Source organism: Arthrobacter tecti, from assembly GCF_054511355.1.
The window spans coordinates 370,652-391,627 of sequence record NZ_JBTNCT010000002.1 but is presented as its reverse complement, the minus strand read 5'-3'; the positions used below and the strand labels follow the sequence as shown (position 1 = coordinate 391,627).

The following is a 20,976-nucleotide window of genomic DNA, read 5'->3' as shown; positions in this document are numbered from 1 at the left end:
CCAAATTTGGAACAAGCACGCTTCGTCCTGGGGTTCCGCCAGGGCATCGATGGGTTCAGGGTAATAGCCATCTTGCTGCTCATGGTCGGCCACTCGAATTGGGAGTGGTTTCTTGACGACGGCGGTCTGGTGTCCGTCAATCTGTTCTTCACGCTCTCGGGGTTCCTGGTTACGGTCACCCTGATGGAAGAGTGGCGCAGGTCCGGAAGTATCGACATCAAGTCGTTCTACGCCCGACGCGCAATCCGCCTCTACCCGGCACTCATCGCGGTGACCCTCGTCGGCCTTGCAATGGGAATGTCAGTCCTGGGTGCCGTGCTTGTCCTGTTCTACCTTTCGAATTTCGCTGCCGCGATGGAGTTCGACATCCATCCTTTGACACACACCTGGTCGCTTGCAGCGCAGGAGCAGTTCATTCTCCTTGCACCCCTGACCTTGCTGCTGGTCCGGGGCCGCTGGCGCATATGGGCCTGCGGTGCGATCGCGCTGGTCCTGAGCATCTGGATCTGGCGATTCTCGTACTGGACCAGCTTGGAGGAATCCCTCCGCTGGGTCTACAACGGACCGGGAAGGATAGACGCTCTTCTGATCGGCTGCCTCGTGGCGATGTGGTTCCACCATCGCGGCGAGTGGAAGCCCAACCGCCCCATTGTGATTGCTTCCTGGGCCTTCCTGCTGGCCTACGCTTCGGGATTCTGGCCGCCCGGGTGGTCCTACTTCACCGTTGGCATGGTCGCGCTGCAGTGCGCCACCGCTGTAGCTGTTTGCTGGGCGGTGGTTCAACGGGGTACGTGGGCAGCCAACCCGTTTGCCGGGTACACGGCCAAAATCTCCTACGGACTGTATGTCTGGCATTACCCGGTGTTCCGCGCTCCTGCAGTGCAGGAGCTGCCGCAGCCGCTTGAGTCGATCGTCGGGTGGGGCGCGGCGTTGTTCGTTGCGTCCATCTCGTATTACCTTCTGGAACGCCCAATCAGCAGGAAGTTCCGTGGCCGGTTCCGCAGGCGGACAGCGCAGTTGCCCGCTGCGTCGCTGGTGTAAGCAGTCGATCGAGCGGTTGATTACGGTTGTTTCGGCGGCCCGCACATATGGCACTCACCACGCCGACCATCCTCCGTCCACCGGAATGGTCTGCCCTGTCACATACCGGGAAGCGCTGGACGCCAGCCACATCACTACGCCGCGGAAGTCATCCTCTGTAGCCATTCTGCGCAAGGGGGTGAGCTTCTCGTAACGCTCGGTAAATTCCTCCGCCTGCCCTCGAGCTATGCCGCCGGGCGCGAAGGCGTTGACCCGGATCTCAGGCGCCAACACCGTTGATAGGTAACGGGTCAGCTGCACGACACCGCCTTTGGTCGCACCGTACGCTGCAGGGTTACCCATCCGGGTGCCCTCATAGAGCCCCATGTTCGGACCCACAAGTCCGTAGATTGAGGACACGTTGATCACGGATCCGTGACCGGATTCACGCAGTTGCGGCGCGAGCATCCGGGTAAGCGTGAATGGCACCTGCAGGTTAAGCTTCGTCGCTAGCATGAATGCTTCGTCCGTCTGTTCCTCGAACGGAACAGCGTAACCGGGGATGTTCGCCGTTCCGGTGAACGCCGCATTGTTAATCAGCACATCGAGGGGGCCTGTGGCTGCCCGCGCGAGGTGGGACGCGCCGTCGTCGTCAAGCAGGTTGGCTGCCATTCCGACTGCAACTATCCCATGCTTCCGGGCCAGCTCGGTGGCGAACTGATCGCAGAGGGCCTGGTCAAGATCTGAAACAACGACGTCCGCCCCCAGCCCAGCGAGAGTGTCGCAGAGCACCCGGCCCAGGGGGCCGGTACCACCGGTCACCAATGCGCGGCGGCCCTGAAGGGAAAAAAGCTCAAGCACGGCCGACCTCCTCATTGTTGCCGGCAAATCCGGGAAGAGGTGCCAGCCCGGCCCGCACTACGGCTTCAACGAGCCGGAACTCGGACTCGTCATCGATGGAAAAGGCGTGGGCTTCGGGAATTTCGAAGTAGGTGTGGGTTCCCTCGTCGAACCAGCTGGACTTCAGCCTGCGCACAAACGGGGACAGCCACGCGTAGAAGCTTCCATTGATGCGCAGGTAGCGGTCCACATCCTGGCGGCGAACCACACCACGTCCTGCATCGAAGTAGCGTTCGAGCGTCCCGTCGGCCGTGGGGCGCACGCCCACCCACGTGGGATTAAAAAACGGTTCCGATACGGCGACAACGCCGTCGATTCCGTCACTGGCAGTCAACTTATTGACTGCGGCGAGAATATCCTCCGCCGTCCGGGTAGGGCTCGTTGGATCCAGAAGGAGCACGACATCGAAGTTTTCACCGGTGCTGTTCTCCATCTCCGCCAGCGCATGTCTCAGGACCCCGCTCATCGGAGCCGTGTCGGTTGCGAGATGGGCAGGTCTGAGGAACGGAACGGAAGCACCATGCCGGCGCGCGATCTCCGCGATGCCTGGATCATCCGTAGACACGATGCAACGAACGGACGCTCCGAGCTGCTCCGCCAAGGCGATGCTGTGGGCGATCAGCGGTTTGCCCAGCAGAGGACGCACGTTCTTTCCCGGTAGACCTTTTGAGCCGCCCCGGGCAGGGATGACGGCGAGGATTTTGGGATCGGTACGTAGGGTCATGAGGCGCCTTGGGTTGAGCGATGGAATCCGGCTACAACACTACCGTTTCGCCCCTGCGCGTCCTGTCCGACAGCCGGGCTGCATCACACACGGCAACAGCGAGCACTCCTGCCTGAAGCGACGCGGCATTGTATTCATGTCGCAACCCGTCAACGACTACTCCCGCCCGCTGCAGGAGGGTTCCGCTTTGACGGGCTAGTACTTTGTCTACGTCACTGTCACCTGGGTGAACGCTGCGCTCAGGAGTGCTGCCCGGGCGCTCAACAATCACGGAGTTGGTGACAACGTTCCACGACAGGGCACCGTGCGCGGTAGCGATGCGGATCTCACGCTTCTTCACAGGAGATACGTAGTCAAGCCTCACCGTTACTGCAGGAGGTTGTTCTTTCCCGGAACTGTGCCAGAGCAGGTCCGCGGACTCCTCGGCCTCAATCCCCAGCACCCCGTGTCCAAGCCGGGCTACGACGGTATCGGGTGCGCCAAGGAGCGCAAGCGGATAATCGATGTCGTGCACAAGGTCGCGCAGGGCGCCGCCCTCATCGGACCGCGCCGAGTAGCTTTCCCTGTAGTCCCTGCCTGGGCGCCAGGAGGGAAGCCAGGACTGCGACACTATCTGCGCCGAGGTCGGTGTGCCTTCGAGATCCAGCAGTTGCGCCAGTTCGACGTAGCCGTCATGAAATCGAAGGGGTGCGCTCACCGAGACAATGGAGGCGCGGGGGTGGCCGATGAGAGGCAGGCACTGCTGAACGGTTGGCGCCACGGGCTTTTCCAGCAGAACGGAGCGGGGATTCTGTTCGACGGCTCCAAGGGCATCATCGACATGCCGCACTGTATCGGTCGCGATGATGATGAGGTCCAGCGGAGCGCTCGGATAGGTATCCACGAACACCGTGCGTGACGGAATATCCGCGCGTTCCGTAGAACCTGTGCCCTTCCGGACGGGCCAGGCATAGAGCTCGTCCACCCCCATGGATTCGAGCACGCGCAGATGCCGTGCGCCGATCGACCCCGTCCCCCTGACCAGTGCACGCACGCCACGGCCTCGAACCGATACGGTCTCACGTTGTTGCTGCACATTCACCGTCCGGGCGCCGGATAGAATTCGTAAATCATGCTCACCAACTCTAGTGTCGAGGCTCAGCGTATCTAAATGGACTTACAGGCGTCGGAGAACAGTGGCCTGCGCTCTCCTGGTACCCGGGAATGGGTCATATTCGGGGCCGGTGGCCACGCACGCAGCCTCCTCTCCGTCATTAGGGGGCGGGGCGAGACGGTAGCCGGTGTAGTCGGTCATGGTGCGAATTCATGGAAACCTGCTCAGAAGTCTTTCTCGAACGACGACGACGCCATTGAGTTCGCGCTCAACCGTAACCTTCCCGTCTGCGTCGGAATCGGTGCAAACCAGGTCCGCTGGCGGCTCGCCGAGTTGCTCTTGAGCGCGCTACCTCCGGAAAACCTCGGACCGCTGGTCGCCCGCAGTGCCACCGTTGATCCCACAGCCGACTTGGCCCCGTTGACCCAGATCCTGGAACACGCGCACGTAGGGCCCGGCGCCACCGTGGGAGCGGCGACGATCGTTAACACCTCGGCGGTTGTTGAGCATGACGCTGTGACCGGTAACTCATGTCATCTCGCGCCCGGCGCGATGCTTTTGGGAGAAGCCTCGATCGCCCATAGGGTATTTGTGGGTTCCGGTGCGCGGGTGCTGCCGCGCATATCGGTGGCGGATGACGCCATCCTGGGCGCCGGCACGGTGGCGACAAAGGACCTTCTGGGTTCGACAACCTATGTTGGCGTTCCCGCCGCCCCCATAACGTCCATGAAAGGCATCACCGAATGAGCAACCAGACCGGCCACGCCGAATCCATCAAGTTCGGACACCACTCCCTGGGCCTGAATGAGGACGTCTTTATCATCGCGGAGGCCGGCGTCAACCATGACGGTGACGTGGCGATAGCACATCAATTGATTGACATTGCTGCGGACACCGGCGCAAATGCCGTGAAGTTTCAGACGTTTCGCCCGGCTGCTCTCGTCACAGCCGGCGCGGCCACCACGCCTTACCAGAAGAAGGCAGGATTCTCCGAGTCACAGTCCGAGATGCTCACGAGGCTGACGCTTCCGGATGCTGCCTGGGAAGAACTGAAACAGCACTGCGACGAGCGGGCAATTACGTTCCTCTCCACACCATTCGATGTTGCAAGCGCTGAGATGCTCGCGCGCATCGGTGTCCCGGGGCTGAAAATAGGCTCCGGTGAGCTGACAAATGTGCCATTCCTGCGAACAATCGCAGAACTCGGCATCCCCCTGATCGTTTCCACCGGTATGGGGAGCGTGGATGAAATTCACGAAGCCCTCGAGGCGACAGCCAATGCCCCTGCAACTGTCCTTCTGCACTGCGTATCGGCGTACCCCGCGCCACTAGGCGAGGCGAACCTCCTGGCTATTCCAGCAATGCGGCGTGAGTTTCGCACTGAGATCGGCTGGTCCGATCACACCCCCGGTGCAGTGACGGCGATCGCGGCAACGGCACTGGGCGCGACGCTACTGGAGAAACACATCACCACGGACCGGGAGCGAAACGGGCCCGACCACCGAGCCAGTCTGGAAGCCGCCCAATTCGCGGACTATGTGTCTGATGTTCGCGCGGCCAAGGAAAGCCTCGGAGATGGACGGAAGCGCCGTATGCCCAGCGAAGAGGACAACGCCCATCTTGTAAGGCGGAGTTACCACACCGTCCGCTCCATCCCCCAGGGTGCCGTGATCACGGAGGAAGATGTGGCAGTCCTGCGCCCCGAAGGAGGGATGAAGCCGTCTGCCCAGGTAGTCGGCGCCGTCGCAGTCCGCGATCTTCCCGCGGGATTTCCGGTGGCGCCCGGATCGGTCGGAAAAGCTCCGTGAAGGTTCTGGCGTTCGTAGGTACGAGGGCAGATCTGTTCCCACTCGGTCCTGTTCTTGTTGGCCTTGAGGAGAGTGCCGACGTCGAACTGCACATTGCCACGGCCGTGGGCTTCGAGGGCGGGACAAGCCGCGAGGTCCTGCTGGATGCAGGATTACGTCGGGATGCCCACACACACCATGATTTGGGGCTCTTTCTTCAGGACAGCACTCCGGCTGGCCAGGCTCGGCTCGGCGCTGCGCTTTCCCTGAATTTTCTTGAGCTCGTCGGGTCCATTGAGCCTGATGCGCTGGTGGTGCTCGGTGATCGGTGGGAATTGCTCTACGCGGTCCCGCCCGCGCTTCTCATGGGTATACGGGTGATTCACCTCCATGGCGGCGAAGTCACTGAAGGAGCTCTCGACGAGCGGGTGCGGCATGCGTTGACCAAATTGGCGGACCAGCACTGTGTCAGCACCGTCGGGGCCTCCCGAAGGGTCGAGCAATTGGGAGAGGACCCCGGGCGTATTCACCATACCGGGGCTCCGGGCCTGGACCGGTTCCTCGAGGCGACTCCTTTGACCGATTCGGAATTCGAGGAAGAGTTTCACGTTCCACTGCGTCGTCCACTTATCGTCGGAACGTACCACCCGGTAACAGCCGGTTCTGCGGAGTCGCCGGGCGTGCTTGCGCGACGGGTATTCGAGAGCAGCCTCAGAATGGCCGGCACGCTCATTCTGACGAATCCGGGTTTCGACGCCGGTCGTGAGGAAATCCTGGACGTCCTCGCTGAACTGCAGCTGCGGAAAGTCCCCAACCTCGTAATCCGTGCCAGCCTTGGCCGGACATATCCCAGAGTCATGGCGACTGCGGATTTGATGGTCGGAAATTCCTCGAGCGGCATCATTGAAGCGGCATCGTTCGAGCTTCCCGCCGTCGACGTCGGCGATCGGCAAAAGGGGCGGGAGCGCGGCAGTAATGTTATCTGGTCTGCCGAGAACACCGCGGACCTGGAGACGGCGATCAGTACGGCCCTCGGAGCTGACTTCAGTTCCCGTGCGGCCGATGCAGCGAACCCATATGGCGATGGGCGAGCCGCCGGAAGAATCGTTCAGGTCATCACTGATTCGCTTGATGAGCCTATGTCCAAAGTTTTCGTCGATGCTTGTGTCGGAGGAGTTCAGGATGAGCAATGACCGTTCACTCGAGAATGCCTGTGTGGAACGCACCGCGACTGTTCGCGAGGCCCTGCTGGCCATCGACCGGGGTGCGTCCTCCGTTGCCCTCGTGGTCGATGAGAGCCGGCACCTGCTCGGAATCGTGACGGACGGAGACGTTCGAAGGGCACTGCTGGCTGGAGCAGGCTTGGAAAGCAACGTCGTTGACTTCGTCAACGCCAATCCCAAAGTGGTTAATCCGTCAACCTCACGTGCGGCCGTCATCGATCTGATGCGGAGCATCCGCATCAGCGAGGTTCCGGTCGTCGACGATGACGGGGTTCTGGTCGGCCTTCAAACGTTGACTGACATCGTGGGCAAACCCAAGCTGCCTAATGTTGCGCTCATCATGGCGGGCGGCAAAGGAACCAGATTGGGCAGCCTCACCAAGGAAACCCCCAAACCCCTTATGAAGGTTGCGGACCGCACCATCATCGAGTGGGTGATTCTCGGGTTGGTCGAGTCGGGCATCACTCGCGTATACATCAGTGTGGCCTACCTCGCGCAGAAGATCATTGACCACATCGGTGACGGTGAGCAGTTGGGCTGCCGGATCTCCTACATTCACGAAGACCCGGAGCGCCCGCTCAATACGGCTGGTGCGCTTGGTCTCTTGCACAGGGAAGCACCGGACATCTCCGAACCGGTCATTGTCACGAACGCGGACCTGATGGTGCATTACTCGGCAGCCGACTTCCTGCGGTTCCACAACCGCCATGGCGCGGCGCTCACCGTGGCGGCGAGGCCGTATAACCATCAAGTGCCATTCGGAGTACTCGAGATCAGTTCGGACCGTTCGGTTACCGGGGTGGTCGAGAAACCAAACATCGAGTTCGAGATCAGCTCGGGAATCTATGCGGTGTCGCCGGAGACACTTGCTATGGTTCCCTTTCGGGAGCCGTATTCAATGCCGGATCTTATGGACGCGTGCATCCGCGAGGGCAAAGGGGTTTCCGCCTGGCCCATGCTGTCCGACTGGATCGATGTAGGCACACCCAAAGATCTGGCAGCAGCGAAAGGACAATGACCATGTTGGAAAAAGAGAGCGCCCATAACCTCCGAGGCAAGACTGTCGTTGTCACCGGCGCCGATGGCTTCATCGGTAGCCACGTTACGCAGCGGCTGATCGCCGAGGGCGCCAACGTTCGCGCGCTGTGCATCTACAACTCGAATGGGTCCTACGGGTGGCTGGATGACCTCAGCGAGGAAGAGCGCGACTCCGTCGATCTTGTACTCGGCGACGTACGGGATTCCGAGTTCGTCTCTGACCTTGTTGCGGGATCCGAGGTTGTGCTCCATCTAGCCGCACTCATAGCAATCCCATACTCTTATCAAGCGCCTCGCTCATATGTGGAAACCAACGTGACAGGGACGCTGAATGTTCTCGAAGCGGTCCGTCGCCACAACGTTCCCCGTCTGGTGAATACCTCCACGAGCGAGGTTTACGGAACTCCGAGCACAGTCCCCATCACTGTGCAGAACGAACTACGCGGTCAGTCCCCGTACAGCGCCACAAAAATCGCTGCGGACAAGCTCTGCGAAGCGTGGGCGAGTTCCTTCGAAACCCCTGTTGTGGTTCTGCGTCCCTTTAATACCTATGGCCCGAGACAGTCCGCTCGCGCGGTAATCCCTACGATCCTTCAGCAGATGCTCGCAGGTGCCGAACAGATTCAGTTGGGATCGCTCACTCCGCGCCGGGACTTCACCTTCGTTGCGGATACTGCAGATGGCTTCTATCGGGCGGCGACGGCCGATATCCCACTGGAAGGACAGGTTATCCAGCTCGGGACCGGCTACGACGTGAGTATCGGCGAGCTGGTCGACCTTGCCCGTCAGGTGACCGGCTCCGAGGCAGAGATCGTGACCGAAGATGTGAGGGTTCGCCCGGAGGCGAGCGAGGTGATGCGGCTGCTTTCTGACCCTTCCCAGGCTTTGGAGGAACTCGGCTGGGCCCCGCAAACAGGTCTTGAAGAGGGTCTTCGGCGGAGCGCCGAATGGATTCATGCTCGCGGAATCACCGCCAAAGCCGCCGCACGCTACGCACGCTGACCGGCCCTAGTGAAAGGCGCAAACGTGTCAACCCGAGTTCCCCTTGCCATTCCGAATATCGGACAGACAGAAGCTGACCTGGTCGCGGACGCCATGCGCAGCGGCTTCGTTTCGTCAGTAGGAGAGTATGTTGCCGAGTTCGAACGCCGGTTCGCAGAGTATGTGGGAGCCCCGTATGCGGTGGCGTGCTCCTCCGGCACCGCTGCGCTGCATCTTGGAATGCGCCTTGCGGACGTGGAGCCGGGCGATCTGGTAGCTGTATCCGATTTCACCTTCATGGCATCTTCCAATGCTGCCTCTTATCAGTTCGCTGATCTTCTCCTGGTCGACTCGAAGCCGGACTCATGGGGAATGGACCTGGACATTCTGCGAACAGAACTCCAGCGTCGTCGATCAACAGGGCAGAAACTGCCGAAGGTTATCGAACTGGTTCACATCCTTGGTCAACCCGCGGACGCACGGGGTGCGCGGGAAATCGCGGACGAATTCGGTGCAGTCCTGATCGAGGACGCTGCGGAGGCGCTCGGCGCGACCTGGTCCGATGGTCCGCTGGCTGGGCGCCACGTTGGCACGGTGGGGCACATGGCAGCGTTCTCTTTCAACGGAAACAAAATCATGACCACTGGCGGCGGCGGCATGTTCACTACCGACGACGAGGAGCTCGCGCGGCGTGCCAAGCACCTGTCCACCCAGGCCCGGATGCCGGAACGCGGATATCTCCACAATGAGATCGGCTACAACTACCGGCTGACCAATATTGCTGCGGCGCTGGGCGTTGCGCAGTTGAGCCGGATGGACGAGTTTGTTGCCCGGAAGAGGTCCATCGCCGCCCGCTACAACGACGCTTTCGCCGGGACGCCGATAACGTGTCCACCCGGTATGCCCGGTGAGGAGTCAACCTACTGGTTGTACTCCATCCTGGTTCCCTCGGCGGAGCCCGGCACGGAAACACGAGACAACCTCCAGGATTTCCTGGGTGCAGCGGACATCGAATCCCGTCCTCTGTGGCGGCCGCTGCACATGCAGCCGCCCTTGGCGAAGGAGCAGGTCCTCGGAGGTGCCGTGGGCGAGGAGTTATTCACCCGAGGACTTTCCTTGCCATGTTCCACAGACCTCAGCGACGCCGATCAGCAACGGGTGATCGAGCGGGTCCTGGCGTGGTTACAGACTCGGTGAGCAAACCTGCCGGGTCGGTGGTGGAGAGCGGAAGCCACCGGAACTCGGCCTTCTACCTCGTCGGAGCATTACTCCAGGGTCTCGGCATTGTTTTCGTGCAGCCCTTCGCCGTCCGGATTATGGACAGCGACAGGGAATGGGGAGAACTGATCATCTCCGTATCGGTGATTCAGGTGGGTGTGGTGCTAGCTGCTGCGGGGTTGCCCCTTGCCATCACCCGGGCCTGGTTCGATGACAAGGACGGGCCGCTGCGTGCTCGCGCCATCAGCGGGTTCCTCGGTATCGCTGGCTTGGCTCTGGGCCTGGCTACGGCCCTGGGGTTCTGGTTGTACCAGTCGGTAATCGCGGGAAGCGGCCAGGCGACCTTCACAATTGCCCTGGTGACCATGGGCGTCCTCGCTTCGGTTCTCGCTGCCCAGGCAATTCTCCGGGCGCAGGAGCGACCGGTTGCTTTCGTGGGACTCAGCATCGGCGCCTCCGTGGGGGCACACGTCACGGGACTACTGGCGATCTGGTTGATCGAACCGGTTGCCTGGCTGTATCTGGCAGGTTTCGCCCTGGCCGTTGTGGTAACCGCTTGCTTATCCTTGCTTATTGCTCCGCCCGCTTCGCCTTCAGCGACCCCGGGTGCCGTGAGGGAGGCGCTCGCCATAGGGCTTCCGGTCCTGCCGCACACGGGAGCCCTGATGTTACTGACTCAGGGCGCGGTTTTCCTCCTCGCATTCCTCAGCGGTACTGCGACATCCGGTGACTACGGCAAGGTCCAGGTTTTCATCCTGGGCACTATCACCCTGCTGGGAGCACTTAACAACGTATGGGTGCCGCGCATCATGTCTGCTTCAAAGGAGGAACGGCCGCGCCGGATGCATCAGACAATGTCGACGGCAAGTCTCGCCGCCCTCGGGATCGTTGTACTGGCATCGGGGAGTGCCAACGTGATGACGCACATTCTCGCGGATGGCAGGGAGGACCTCATTCCGGTGGCGCAGATCATGCCATTGACCGCCCTGGGGTACGTCCTCTACCTGAACGCCACAACCCTGCTGTTCTCTGACAGGCGCACGGGGATTCTTGCCATTGTCACGCCTGCGGTACTGCTGATTGGGATTGCGCTCGCGGTAGTCCCGGCGCTGAACGGAAATTTAGTGGCTGTGGCACTGGCAAACGCTGCAGCCTTTTTGGTGCTCGGACTGGTGTACTTCTTCCTCGTGAGGAAGAGGGCACACGGCGGTTGGCCCGTAAGACTGTACGTACTCTGCTCAGTCACGGCTATTGCCTACGTTGTTGTCCTCGTTTTCCTTCCAACCGACTTTCTAACCGGCGTGTTCACCTGCGCCGCAGTTGCTCTTTTTTCGGGCATCGCAGGAGCCGTTCTATGGCGGCGGGGGAGTATGCGCGTCTGAGGGATGTTACTTGTAGCGCACCTGTACGCCGGTGGCTGTCCACCGCAGCCAACCACCTTCGAACTCGACACTCCGGTATCCCTGTGAGGCAACAGCGGGCTGCATGGGATAGCCAAGGCGTCCCATCTGCCAGCCGGTCAATCGCCACGCCTCTCGGTAGGGCTGCGTAACAGCGTTCGCTCCGGTGGCGCTCGTGTTGTAGATATGCCCTCCGGCGAACTCCTGGTAGCAACCGCCCCCGTGCAAGCCACAGCGCACCCTATCGGAGGGATACCCAAGGGTTCCCATTTGCCAGCCGGCTTCTTCCCAGGCCTTCCAGTAGGCGCCGGTGACTGCGTGTGCTCCGCCGGAGGGGTGGTAGTAGACGTTGCCGCCGGTGAAGGATTGGTAGCATCCGCCGTTGTGGAGCCCGCAGCGGACGCCGGCTGTGGGGTAGCCGATTTTCATTTGCCAGCCGGCTTCTCCCCAGGCTTTCCAGTAGGCGCCGGTGACCGCGTGAGCGCCGGTTGCCGCTGTCCAGTAGATGTTTCCGCCGGCATAGGACCGATAGCATCCGCCGCCGTGAAGGCCACAGATGTCACTGGAGGATCTGGCTGCTCCAAGAGGCCCGTTCGCGCCTCCGGACCGGAGCCACGCCTGATGAATGGCTCCTGATGAGCCGGTTGCACCCGACCCGCGGGCGAATGCCTGCAGGGACGTCAACGAGCCGTTCCACTGGTTCCAGTCACCTATGATCGGTCCGGAACTGGTGTACTGCCAGACGCTGTAGTAGCTCCAGCTACGGGGCAGGGTGCCGGCTCCGGAGTTGTTGTAGGACGCGACATGCAGGGGATGGTCGGCGAAAGCGCTGCTGTTCCCAGTGCACCGGCTCCACCAGTCGGTGGTGGTGTAGATCATCGGCTTGCGCCCGGTGAGGGTAACCATGCGATTTGAGAAGTCGCGGATCCAGTTCACCATCTGCGACGCGTTCATGTTGTAACAGGTGTTACCCAGTGACGGGTAGGGGTTGTACTCAACGTCGAGCAACGGCGGCAGCGTCTTGCCATCGGCTGACCAGCCGCCGCCGTTGGCTACGAAGTAGTTTGCCTGTGCCGCTCCGCTGGAGACATTCGGGATAGCAAAGTGGTAGGCGCCGCGGATCATGCCGCGATTCCCGGACTGCGTATATTGCGTGCCGAAATGGGGATTCTCGTAGCTCAGCGCCTCCGTGGCTTTGACGTACGCGAACCTCGACCCGTAGTTCCAGGCTCCGTTCCAGTTCACATATTGACCCTGATGGCTGCTGACATCGACGCCCACCACGCCGGTGGAGGGCTGCCAGTAATTGGTAGCAGCGGGGGCCGCCGCTGCCTGGGGCGCAGCATCCAACGTAGCCGCCGAGCCCTCCGACATCAGCGACTCAGCAGGGGGCGCCTGTTGTGGATCTCCGGTAACCGCGATCCTCTCGAGTCCCTGTCCCATCTCCGCGCCGTTCCGGCCGATCAGCTCGGCGAGCAGTTCCGGGTTGTTGGCGTAGTCCTCAGGGGCGGGTTCTTTCTGGGCGGTGGGTGCGGCGGGAACCGACGACGACGGCGGCGGCGCGGTTTCGCCCGACGTGGTCGACTCAGGCGCGGGATCGGCAGGCGCACTCGGTACCACGGGCAGTCCGGTAGGTGCCGGTTCTGTTTCGACCGCTGGAGCCGTGGGTTCAGTCGCGGAGGGCTGAGCAGGTGGTGTTTGGCTCGGAACGCTGGGCGATTGCGCCGGAGGGGCGGTTTCCTGCGTTGTGAGCTCGGCTCCCACCGCCGGTGTCATGCCGGAAAGTAGGGTGAGGGCTACGAGGGATGAAAGAGCGACGGTTTTCGAGGCGCGAGAAGCTATCACGAGAGAATCTCCAAATAAGAGCAATCCCCAGCAAGGCGGGGCGTTGTCCCAAGTAAGGGTACCGGTGTGTTACTGATGTGACTAGAGGGACAGAAGTGACTGGTAGGCGAGGACTTGTCCACAGGTCCGTTAACCCGGCTAGGTCGATGCCCGGTTCTCGCCTACGCTTTTAGGCAGCGAACAAGCAATATCAGTCTGACAGTCTCCGGCTCGGGTCTCCTGCCCGCCAGCCGAATCCTTGGGGAAAACTATGGATGCAGTGCGCATTGTTGAGGATGAAGTCCGAGAACTTATCCGTCGACAGGGGATAGACCCAACCCACCAGAGTGCAGAAGTACGGCGCTTGGTCGAGGCTGCCGTCAACGACTACGACGAACGCTCGATCATCGGTTCACTGCCACCTCTTGGCCACCTTGAGCAGGCGCGGCGCTACGTGTTCGACGCCGTAGCCGGTTACGGTTCGTTGCAACCGCTCCTCGATGATCCAACGATAGAAGAAATCTGGATCAATTCACCGTCGGAAATCTACGTCGCGAGGGCCGGAGAATCGGAACTCACCTCGTTGAGGCTGACCGAGCAGCAGGTGCGGGACCTAGTCGAGAAGATGCTCAAGTCTTCCGGACGTCGTTTGGATCTATCTTCGCCGTTCGTCGATGCCTCCCTACCTGACGGCTCGCGTCTTCACGTTGTTATCCCGGATGTCACCCGCCGGCATTGGGCCGTCAACATCAGGAAGTTCATTTCGCGCGCTACCCGGCTGGAACATCTGGTCGAGTTGGGGTCCCTGTCACCGCAGTCTGCGCGCTTTCTTGGCGCTGCGGTGGCAAGCGGCCTGAATATTCTGGTTTCCGGTGCTACACAGGCCGGCAAGACGACCATGTTGAACTGCCTAGGTGCCAGCATAGGCAGCCGCGAACGCGTCGTGACTGTCGAGGAAATCTTCGAACTGCAACTTCCGCTTCGGGACGTTGTAGGCCTTCAATGCCGGCAACCCAACCTTGAGGGCCATGGTGAGATACCGCTCAGGCGGCTCGTCAAGGAAGCCCTCCGGATGCGACCCGACCGCCTCATTGTGGGCGAGGTCCGCGAAGCAGAGAGCCTGGACATGCTCATTGCACTTAATAGCGGCCTTCCCGGAATGTGTAGCGTTCACGCCAATAGTGCTCACGACGCCGTCACCAAGATCTGCACGCTCCCTCTGCTGGCAGGTGAAAACATCTCGAGCGCGTTCGTGGTCCCGACTGTGGCCTCCTGCATCGACCTTGTAGTCCACTGCACGCGTGACCGCGCCGGCAAGCGTCAGGTAGCGGAAGTCGTTGCGCTTGGCCGGCGGGTGGAAAACGGAGTCATCGAAACATCGACTGTCTTCAAACGCATCGATGGCGAACTGCGCGTTACGGCCTCCGATATGCCTGCCGAGGAGAAGTTTGCAACTGCAGGCTATAGCGTTGCGAATCTGCTGGGTCCGTCATGACCGCGGCATGGGGTGCTTGTCTTGGCGCCGGGCTTTTCCTCATCTGGTGGTCCACGTGGGCTGTGCCGCCGAAAGCGCCGAAAGGGAAACGCCGCATCGGTCGGGTGAACGAACTTCTCCTGCGCGCAGGCGTTGAGAAGGTCACCGCCGGAGGCCTTGCCGCCGCGAGCGTGGTCTCCGCGGTATTCGTCTTCCTCGCGGCCTTCGTTTTTACGGGGACGCCGCCCATTGCTGCCTGCTTTGCAATCTTCGGCGGTGTTGCGCCCCTGATGATCGTCCGATGGCGTGCACGCCGGCGCACCGCGTCGTTGCGGGAGTTGTGGCCCGACGTCGTCGACCACCTCCGGTCCGCTATCCGCGCCGGGCTGTCGCTACCGGAAGCACTAATGCAGTTGGGGACAAAAGGCCCGGTGGAACTGCGTCCGGCCTTCAACGACTTCGCGGCTGATTACCGTTCGGGTGGCCAGTTCGACCACGCGCTCAATAATCTCAAGGACCGTTTGGCGGATCCGGTCGCCGACAGGATCGTCGAAGCTCTGCGACTCACCCGCGAAGTCGGCGGTACGGACCTCGGGCGGCTCCTCGGCACCCTTGCCGAATTCCTCCGGGACAGCGCCCGCACCAGAAGTGAACTTGAAGCACGTCAATCCTGGACCGTGAACGCGGCGCGCCTGGCGATCACGGCTCCATGGGTTGTGCTTGCCCTCTTATCCACCAGGCCGGAAGCAGTGGAGGCCTACAGCACGGCTGCCGGCGCCGTCGTACTCGGTGGCGGCCTCGTAATTTCGGTCCTTTGCTACTGGGTCATGCTCCGCGTCGGATCCCTTCCCGAAGACGAGCGGGTGCTGCGCTGATGAGTGCCCTCGCAATTGCCGCTCTGACCGGTGCGTGTCTTGGATCCGGACTTTGGCTCATGTTTGTTCGTCTCCCGGCGATGCGCCGGCCGCGATTCGCCGAGCGCATCGCACCGCAACTGAAGTCGGTGGACGTCAGCTCCAGGCTGCTGAGCTCGCAGACAGTGACCCCGTTCGGGCCGCTGGAACGAATTGTCCGACCGGTCGCTCGCGATGCAGTTAACTGGCTCAACAGATTCAGTCCCGCGTCTTCCGTGCTCGCCAAGCGTCTCGATCAGGCCGGACGAAGTCAATCGGTTCTGGACTTCCGTGCAGAACAGATCATCTGGGCCAGCGCGGGGCTCGCCGCTTCGACAACCGTGATAGTCATGCTTGCGGTCTCCGGGAACTTCAATCCGCTCCTCGCTGTCCTCATCATCATCGGGACCTCGGCGGGCGGGTACCTGCTGCGGGACTACGTATTGAGCGCGCAGATCCGGAAGCGTGAAGGCAGGATACTCGCCGAGTTCCCCAGCCTGGCCGAGCTTATGGCGCTCGCTGTCAGTGCTGGAGAGAGTGCCAGCGGGGCACTCGAACGCATCTGCCGGACCGGTCATGGTGAACTTGCCAAGGAGTTCTCTCGAGTACTTGCCGAGACGCGCGCAGGCGCGCCCCTGATGCTGGCACTGCAGAACTTCTCAAACCGCACTCAGCTTGCCCCGCTTGTGCGCTTCGTCGACGGAATCAGCGTTGCAGTTGAACGCGGTACGCCGCTCGCGGATGTACTCCGGGCGCAGGCTCAGGACGTGCGCGACCTCTCGAAGAGGGAACTCATGGAGTCCGCTGGCCGCAAGGAGATTGCGATGATGGTTCCGGTCGTTTTCGGTGTGCTCCCCCTTTCGGTCCTCTTCGCTGTCTATCCCGGTATCGCACTGATCGAGCTCGGACTTTAGCTCCCACTTCCAACCCACCCACCAACCGATAGCAAGGAAAACAGCATGCGTAACCGCCTCACCTCATGCGCCATCGCCGCCATGGCCCTCCTTTGCGCTCACCTCACGGTGGGCTCATCCGACAATCGTGAACGAGGAGACGTTCCCGGTTGGGTCATGATCACCCTCATGTCAGCCGTTCTGGTGGCCGCTCTCCTGGCCATCGCCTCGCCCGCCCTCGAAGGCCTGTTCAACGAGGCCATCGACCGCGTCAGCCCTTAGCCGGTGAGGAACGCTTGGCGTCGTATACGAATTGGTGCGCAGCGCCAGAACGAATACGGTGCCGCCACGGTCGATTTCGCACTTGTCGGAGGACTCCTGACCGTCATTTTCATCGCAATCCTGCAACTCACGCTCGTCCTTCATGTGCGCAACACGCTCATCGACGCCGCCTCTTCCGGTGCGCGTTACGGGACGCTGGCGGATCGTACGCCGTCGGACGCAGCGGCTCGCACGAGCTCCCTGATATCGGGGACCATCAACAGCGAATACGCACAGGACGTGTCAGTCACACAGGTGAACCAGGGTGGCGTTCCAGTTCTGCAGGTCACCGTCCGCGCACCGATCCCCGTCATCGGCCTGATCGGTCCGTCAGGAACAATGGAGGTGACCGGGCGTGCTGCGCTTCCTTCGTGACCGCCTCCAGCAGGCTGCGCAAAGCGACGACGACGGCAGCGCCGTCCTCGAGTTCACATTCCTCGGCCTGCTTCTCCTTGTACCCGTCGTCTACCTGATCCTTACGGTGGGCCAATTGCAGGGCGGGGCGTTCGCCGTCGTAGGTGCGGCCGATCAGGCGGCCAAAGTATTCGTGGACTCCGAGACCACGGAAGAAGCTCACGCCCGCGCGGAGCAGGCGGCGCTGCTTGCAGTGACCGATTTCGGGTTCGAAGCGGAGTCCGTGTCCATAAAGATCGTCTGCGGCGGCCCGTGCCTTGAGCCCGGTTCCAGTGTGAGAGTAGACGTGGTTCTCAGCGTTCCGTTGCCGCTGATTCCCACCATGCCGGGACTCAACACCGCGGCCGCCACGGTCGATTCCAGTGCGACGCAGCTCGTCGAGCGCTTCGGATGAGCGGAGTACAGAGGGAATCAGGGGATCCCGAATCCGGACAGATCTCAATCCTCATCATCGGTTACATCCTGCTCTCTCTGCTGGTCGTCGCTGTGGTCACGGCCATTTCCGCCGTATACATCGAGCACAAGAAGCTGCTGTCCGTCGCCGACGGTGCAGTACTCACGGCCGCCGATACCTTCGGAGTCGCCAATATCGAGTCCGGCGTTGGCGAGCCTGCCCCAACACTTGACTCCGAGTCCGTGGCCCGCGCGGCGTCAGGATACCTCGAGCGTTCAGGGGCGGGTTCCCGCTTCAACGAGCTCGCGCTGGACCCGGCAACCGGGGCACCGGACCCGCGCACCGCGCGGGTGGTGCTCACCGCCGTCGTACACCCGCCGATTGTGAATTTTCTCGTGCCCGCAGGCATCCCCATTGTCGCGACGGCCGACGCCCGCGCGGATCTGAGGCGATAGCTGTGACCGCCACACCATGACGTAGGCTTGAAACACCATGGCAGACATTGATTTTTCCGCAGAGATCCGCGCCCTCCGAGCCAAATACGAGTCCATTGAAGCAGTGTCGGACGTCGAAGGGATCCGCGCCGAAATCGCCGAACTCAGCGAGCAAGCCGGTGTCCCCAACCTGTGGGATGACCCCGCCGCAGCACAGCAGATCACCTCCAGGCTCTCCCACAAACAGTCCGCGCTCGAGCGCCTCGAGAGACTCACCGCCCGCATCGATGATCTCGAAGTGCTCGTGGAGCTAGCCCAGGACGAAGACGATGAAGACTCCCGTACCGAGTCGGTCAAGGAACTAACCTCACTCAGCAAAGCGCTCGACGAGCTCGAGGTAGTCACACTCCTGGCCGGCGAGTGGGACGAACGCGAAGCCGTAGTGAGCATCCGGTCCGGCGCCGGGGGAGTGGACGCCGCGGACTTCGCCGAAATGCTCCTGCGCATGTACCTGCGTTGGGCCGAACGCAGGGGGTACCCAACGCAGGTCCTTGACACCTCCTACGCGGAAGAAGCCGGCCTGAAATCCGCAACCTTCGAGGTCAAGGCCCCCTACGCTTTCGGGACGCTATCGGTTGAAGCCGGCACACACCGCCTCGTGCGCATCAGCCCCTTCGATAATCAGGGACGGCGCCAGACATCCTTCGCCGCCGTCGAAGTCATTCCCCTCATTGAACAGACCGACTCAATCGAAATCCCAGACAACGAAATCCGCGTGGACGTCTTCCGGTCCTCAGGCCCGGGTGGTCAGTCGGTCAACACCACCGACTCAGCAGTACGGCTGACCCACATCCCGACCGGGATCGTCGTGTCCATGCAGAACGAGAAGTCCCAGATTCAGAACCGCGCGGCGGCCCTGCGCGTGCTGCAGTCACGTCTGCTGCTGCTCAAGAAGGAGCAGGAAGACGCGGAAAAGAAGGCGCTCGCCGGGGATGTGAAGGCCTCCTGGGGAGACCAGATGCGCTCCTATGTCCTGAATCCGTACCAGATGGTCAAGGACCTGCGCACCGAACACGAGGTAGGCAATCCGTCAGCGGTATTCGACGGCGAGATCGACGACTTCATCGACGCCGGCATCCGCTGGCGCGCCAATACCCGCAACAGCGAGAACTGATCCGGGAGTCCCCAAACCGGCGTTACGGTTCCGCGACACACCGGGAACCTGCCCATCAATACGCCGATCGGCTGCCTATAGTCAAGGAGCCGGTGCTTCCTTCCCCCACCTAAGAGCCCGCGCACTGGCAGCAACACGTGGGCGCAAAGTAGTCATGATCAGATTCGAGCAAGTCACCAAAATCTACGATCAAAAGTCCAAGCCCGCCCTCGACGGCGTCAGCCTTGATGTTGATCGTGGCGAGTTTGTCTTTTTGGTCGGCGCATCCGGATCCGGAAAATCGACGTTCATTCGCCTGGTGCTCAAGGAAGACCGCGCCACCCGCGGCGCCGTGTACGTCGCCGGACAGAATGTGGCGAACATCCCGAGCTGGCGCGTGCCGAAGCTGCGTCGAGGAATCGGCGTTGTCTTCCAGGACTTCCGCCTGCTGCCGAACAAATCCGTCTTCGCCAACGTCGCATTCGCCATGCAGGTCATCGGGAAGAGCCGCGCCGTCATCCGCGAAACAGTGCCCGAAGTACTGAAAACTGTCGGCCTTGAAGGCAAGAACAACCGCATGCCCCATGAACTTTCCGGTGGGGAGCAACAGCGCGTGGCCATTGCACGCGCGATCGTGAACAAGCCCGGCATCCTGCTCGCTGACGAGCCCACCGGAAACCTCGATCCCACCACGTCCATGGGCATCATGAAGGTCCTGGACAAGATCAACCAGAACGGCACCACCGTTGTCATGGCCACCCACGATGACGACATCGTCAACACCATGCGCAAGCGCGTAGTCGAACTACGCGACGGCACAGTGGTCCGTGACGACGCCCAGGGCATCTACATCGGAACGACGACGGCGGCAGCCAAGTGAGGTTCGCATTCGTCCTTGGGGAGATCGCTTCAGGGATGCGGCGGAACCTCGTGATGGTTGTATCCGTTGTGCTGGTCACGTTCATCTCGCTCACCTTCGTTGGCGCCGCGGGCCTGCTGCAGCTTCAAATCGACCAGATGAAAGGCTATTGGTACGACCGCGTCCAGGTAGCCGTGTTCCTCTGCGTAGAGAACTCGACGGCGGAAAGCTGTGCGGCCGGGCCGGTCACCGATGAGCAGCGCAGCGCCATTGAAGCCAAGCTCAAATCGCCTGAACTCAGCGCCTACGTCAAGACAGTGGAGTACGAATCGCAGGAACAGGCGCTGGTGCACTTTCGGGAGCAGCTCGCCAACTCGCCGATCGTCGAGGCAGTAACCGCCGAGCAGCTTCCCGAGTCTTTCAGGGTGGGCCTGGTGGATCCTGAGAAGTACGAAGTGATCAGTGAGGCTTTCTCTTCAGAGCCCGGGGTCGACATTGTCAGCGACCAGCGCGAATTCCTCGAGGAGATCTTCGGGTATATCAACATCGCATCGCTCGTGGCGCTAGGCATCGCCGTCGTCATGAGCGTGGGTGCGATCCTGCTGGTTGCCACCACAATCCGACTCTCTGCCTTCAGCCGACGGCGTGAAACCGGCATCATGCGACTGGTCGGCGCGAGCAAGGCGATTATTCAGTTGCCCTTTGTGCTCGAAGGAGTTATCGCTGCCATTCTTGGTGCCGCGATCGCCTCGGGCACTCTCTGGGCGGTCCTGCGCTACGGCGGGGAATGGCTTTCCCGCGAGTATCCGCAGATGGGTTTCATCTCGACGCAGGAGCTGCTGCTCGTCGTGCCTGCACTCTTCCTCCTTGCAGCACTGTTGGCGGGCGCATCTTCGCTCCTAACCCTCAGACGTTACTTGAAGGTTTAGGGTG

General features: G+C 61.6%; 22 protein-coding genes. 18 read left to right on the top strand and 4 right to left on the bottom strand.

From position 1 onward, the window contains the following. The first annotated feature begins 6 nt into the window (after nucleotides 1-6). Nucleotides 7-1,041, top strand: coding sequence for an acyltransferase family protein (locus ACX80C_RS04320; RefSeq protein ID WP_459325004.1), 1,035 nt, complete (start codon nucleotides 7-9; stop codon nucleotides 1,039-1,041). Nucleotides 1,042-1,095: 54 nt separating this feature from the next. Here the strand turns inward: ACX80C_RS04320 and ACX80C_RS04315 are convergent, their stop codons facing one another. The 3 genes from ACX80C_RS04315 to ACX80C_RS04305 are packed head-to-tail and all read right to left on the bottom strand — an operon-like array spanning nucleotide 1,096 to nucleotide 3,677. Further along, on the bottom strand, nucleotides 1,096-1,881 hold the full coding sequence (locus ACX80C_RS04315; RefSeq protein ID WP_459325003.1) for an SDR family oxidoreductase: 786 nt from the start codon (nucleotides 1,879-1,881) through the stop codon (nucleotides 1,096-1,098). Then, nucleotides 1,874-2,644: an acylneuraminate cytidylyltransferase family protein gene (locus ACX80C_RS04310; RefSeq protein WP_459325001.1), complete on the bottom strand. Its 771-nt coding sequence runs from the start codon at nucleotides 2,642-2,644 to the stop codon at nucleotides 1,874-1,876. Before ACX80C_RS04310 ends, ACX80C_RS04315 begins: the two co-directional genes overlap by 8 nt. Before the next feature lie 31 nt (nucleotides 2,645-2,675). Next, on the bottom strand, nucleotides 2,676-3,677 hold the full coding sequence (locus tag ACX80C_RS04305; protein ID WP_459325000.1) for a Gfo/Idh/MocA family protein: 1,002 nt from the start codon (nucleotides 3,675-3,677) through the stop codon (nucleotides 2,676-2,678). A 117-nt stretch (nucleotides 3,678-3,794) separates the two neighbouring features. Between ACX80C_RS04305 and ACX80C_RS04300 the strand changes: the two genes are divergently transcribed. Genes ACX80C_RS04300 through ACX80C_RS04270 form a run of 7 tightly spaced genes read left to right on the top strand, consistent with a single transcriptional unit; the run spans nucleotide 3,795 to nucleotide 11,366 of the window. Continuing rightward, nucleotides 3,795-4,484 (top strand): PglD-related sugar-binding protein, encoded by a 690-nt coding sequence (locus tag ACX80C_RS04300; protein ID WP_459324999.1) that lies wholly within the window; start codon nucleotides 3,795-3,797, stop codon nucleotides 4,482-4,484. Beyond that, nucleotides 4,481-5,545: an N-acetylneuraminate synthase family protein gene (locus tag ACX80C_RS04295; RefSeq protein ID WP_459324998.1), complete on the top strand. Its 1,065-nt coding sequence runs from the start codon at nucleotides 4,481-4,483 to the stop codon at nucleotides 5,543-5,545. The genes ACX80C_RS04300 and ACX80C_RS04295 overlap by 4 nt, the downstream gene beginning before the upstream one ends. After that, a complete protein-coding gene (gene neuC, locus ACX80C_RS04290; RefSeq protein ID WP_459324997.1) occupies nucleotides 5,542-6,717 on the top strand; it encodes a UDP-N-acetylglucosamine 2-epimerase in 1,176 nt (391 codons plus the stop codon). Before ACX80C_RS04295 ends, neuC begins: the two co-directional genes overlap by 4 nt. Beyond that, a complete protein-coding gene (locus ACX80C_RS04285) occupies nucleotides 6,707-7,765 on the top strand; it encodes a sugar phosphate nucleotidyltransferase (RefSeq protein ID WP_459324996.1) in 1,059 nt (352 codons plus the stop codon). The genes neuC and ACX80C_RS04285 overlap by 11 nt, the downstream gene beginning before the upstream one ends. Nucleotides 7,766-7,767: 2 nt before the next feature. Further along, nucleotides 7,768-8,787, top strand: a complete 1,020-nt coding sequence (locus tag ACX80C_RS04280) for an SDR family NAD(P)-dependent oxidoreductase (RefSeq protein WP_459324995.1) — start codon at nucleotides 7,768-7,770, stop codon at nucleotides 8,785-8,787. A gap of 24 nt (nucleotides 8,788-8,811) precedes the next feature. After that, nucleotides 8,812-9,963 carry an aminotransferase class I/II-fold pyridoxal phosphate-dependent enzyme gene (locus ACX80C_RS04275; protein ID WP_459324994.1) on the top strand — a complete coding sequence of 384 codons (1,152 nt, stop codon included), beginning with the start codon at nucleotides 8,812-8,814 and terminating at the stop codon, nucleotides 9,961-9,963. Beyond that, nucleotides 9,960-11,366, top strand: a complete 1,407-nt coding sequence (locus ACX80C_RS04270) for a lipopolysaccharide biosynthesis protein (RefSeq protein WP_459324993.1) — start codon at nucleotides 9,960-9,962, stop codon at nucleotides 11,364-11,366. Before ACX80C_RS04275 ends, ACX80C_RS04270 begins: the two co-directional genes overlap by 4 nt. A gap of 6 nt (nucleotides 11,367-11,372) precedes the next feature. On the opposite strand, the gene ACX80C_RS04265 is transcribed toward ACX80C_RS04270, so the two are convergent. Further along, complete coding sequence (locus ACX80C_RS04265; protein ID WP_459324992.1) at nucleotides 11,373-13,229, bottom strand: GH25 family lysozyme; 1,857 nt, start codon at nucleotides 13,227-13,229, stop codon at nucleotides 11,373-11,375. 250 nt (nucleotides 13,230-13,479) lie between these two features. Here ACX80C_RS04265 and ACX80C_RS04260 point away from each other — a divergent pair, with 250 nt between their 5' ends. From ACX80C_RS04260 to ftsX, 10 genes are all read left to right on the top strand, one after another. Continuing rightward, the gene (locus tag ACX80C_RS04260; protein WP_459324990.1) at nucleotides 13,480-14,703 is read left to right on the top strand and encodes a CpaF family protein; all 1,224 of its coding nucleotides are present in this window, start codon (nucleotides 13,480-13,482) and stop codon (nucleotides 14,701-14,703) included. After that, nucleotides 14,700-15,557: a type II secretion system F family protein gene (locus ACX80C_RS04255; RefSeq protein WP_459324988.1), complete on the top strand. Its 858-nt coding sequence runs from the start codon at nucleotides 14,700-14,702 to the stop codon at nucleotides 15,555-15,557. The genes ACX80C_RS04260 and ACX80C_RS04255 overlap by 4 nt, the downstream gene beginning before the upstream one ends. Further along, a complete protein-coding gene (locus ACX80C_RS04250) occupies nucleotides 15,557-16,489 on the top strand; it encodes a type II secretion system F family protein (RefSeq protein ID WP_459324987.1) in 933 nt (310 codons plus the stop codon). The genes ACX80C_RS04255 and ACX80C_RS04250 overlap by 1 nt, the downstream gene beginning before the upstream one ends. 81 nt (nucleotides 16,490-16,570) lie before the next feature. Further along, on the top strand, nucleotides 16,571-16,750 hold the full coding sequence (locus ACX80C_RS04245; RefSeq protein WP_459325095.1) for a hypothetical protein: 180 nt from the start codon (nucleotides 16,571-16,573) through the stop codon (nucleotides 16,748-16,750). A gap of 3 nt (nucleotides 16,751-16,753) precedes the next feature. Further along, nucleotides 16,754-17,164 carry a TadE/TadG family type IV pilus assembly protein gene (locus ACX80C_RS04240; RefSeq protein ID WP_459324986.1) on the top strand — a complete coding sequence of 137 codons (411 nt, stop codon included), beginning with the start codon at nucleotides 16,754-16,756 and terminating at the stop codon, nucleotides 17,162-17,164. After that, a complete protein-coding gene (locus tag ACX80C_RS04235) occupies nucleotides 17,145-17,597 on the top strand; it encodes a hypothetical protein (RefSeq protein WP_459324985.1) in 453 nt (150 codons plus the stop codon). The genes ACX80C_RS04240 and ACX80C_RS04235 overlap by 20 nt, the downstream gene beginning before the upstream one ends. After that, nucleotides 17,594-18,052, top strand: coding sequence for a pilus assembly protein TadG-related protein (locus tag ACX80C_RS04230; RefSeq protein WP_459324984.1), 459 nt, complete (start codon nucleotides 17,594-17,596; stop codon nucleotides 18,050-18,052). The genes ACX80C_RS04235 and ACX80C_RS04230 overlap by 4 nt, the downstream gene beginning before the upstream one ends. Nucleotides 18,053-18,089: 37 nt before the next feature. Further along, on the top strand, nucleotides 18,090-19,205 hold the full coding sequence (gene prfB, locus ACX80C_RS04225) for a peptide chain release factor 2 (RefSeq protein ID WP_459324982.1): 1,116 nt from the start codon (nucleotides 18,090-18,092) through the stop codon (nucleotides 19,203-19,205). Between the two features lie 154 nt (nucleotides 19,206-19,359). Next, nucleotides 19,360-20,064, top strand: a complete 705-nt coding sequence (gene ftsE, locus ACX80C_RS04220; RefSeq protein ID WP_459324981.1) for a cell division ATP-binding protein FtsE — start codon at nucleotides 19,360-19,362, stop codon at nucleotides 20,062-20,064. Beyond that, the gene (gene ftsX / locus ACX80C_RS04215; protein ID WP_459324980.1) at nucleotides 20,061-20,972 is read left to right on the top strand and encodes a permease-like cell division protein FtsX; all 912 of its coding nucleotides are present in this window, start codon (nucleotides 20,061-20,063) and stop codon (nucleotides 20,970-20,972) included. Before ftsE ends, ftsX begins: the two co-directional genes overlap by 4 nt. Nucleotides 20,973-20,976 lie beyond the last annotated feature (4 nt).

Bases quoted from the DNA above. Each gene is read 5' to 3' on its own strand.
- ACX80C_RS04310 (WP_459325001.1), bottom strand. From the start codon at position 2,644: ATGACCCTACGTACCGATCCCAAAATCCTCGCCGTCATCCCTGCCCGG.
- ACX80C_RS04300 (WP_459324999.1), top strand. From the start codon at position 3,795: ATGGACTTACAGGCGTCGGAGAACAGTGGCCTGCGCTCTCCTGGTACC.
- ACX80C_RS04295 (WP_459324998.1), top strand. From the start codon at position 4,481: ATGAGCAACCAGACCGGCCACGCCGAATCCATCAAGTTCGGACACCAC.
- ACX80C_RS04285 (WP_459324996.1), top strand. From the start codon at position 6,707: ATGAGCAATGACCGTTCACTCGAGAATGCCTGTGTGGAACGCACCGCG.
- ACX80C_RS04280 (WP_459324995.1), top strand. From the start codon at position 7,768: ATGTTGGAAAAAGAGAGCGCCCATAACCTCCGAGGCAAGACTGTCGTT.
- ACX80C_RS04260 (WP_459324990.1), top strand. From the start codon at position 13,480: ATGGATGCAGTGCGCATTGTTGAGGATGAAGTCCGAGAACTTATCCGT.
- ACX80C_RS04255 (WP_459324988.1), top strand. From the start codon at position 14,700: ATGACCGCGGCATGGGGTGCTTGTCTTGGCGCCGGGCTTTTCCTCATC.
- ACX80C_RS04250 (WP_459324987.1), top strand. From the start codon at position 15,557: ATGAGTGCCCTCGCAATTGCCGCTCTGACCGGTGCGTGTCTTGGATCC.
- ACX80C_RS04245 (WP_459325095.1), top strand. From the start codon at position 16,571: ATGGCCCTCCTTTGCGCTCACCTCACGGTGGGCTCATCCGACAATCGT.
- ACX80C_RS04230 (WP_459324984.1), top strand. From the start codon at position 17,594: ATGAGCGGAGTACAGAGGGAATCAGGGGATCCCGAATCCGGACAGATC.
- prfB (WP_459324982.1), top strand. From the start codon at position 18,090: ATGGCAGACATTGATTTTTCCGCAGAGATCCGCGCCCTCCGAGCCAAA.
- ftsE (WP_459324981.1), top strand. From the start codon at position 19,360: ATGATCAGATTCGAGCAAGTCACCAAAATCTACGATCAAAAGTCCAAG.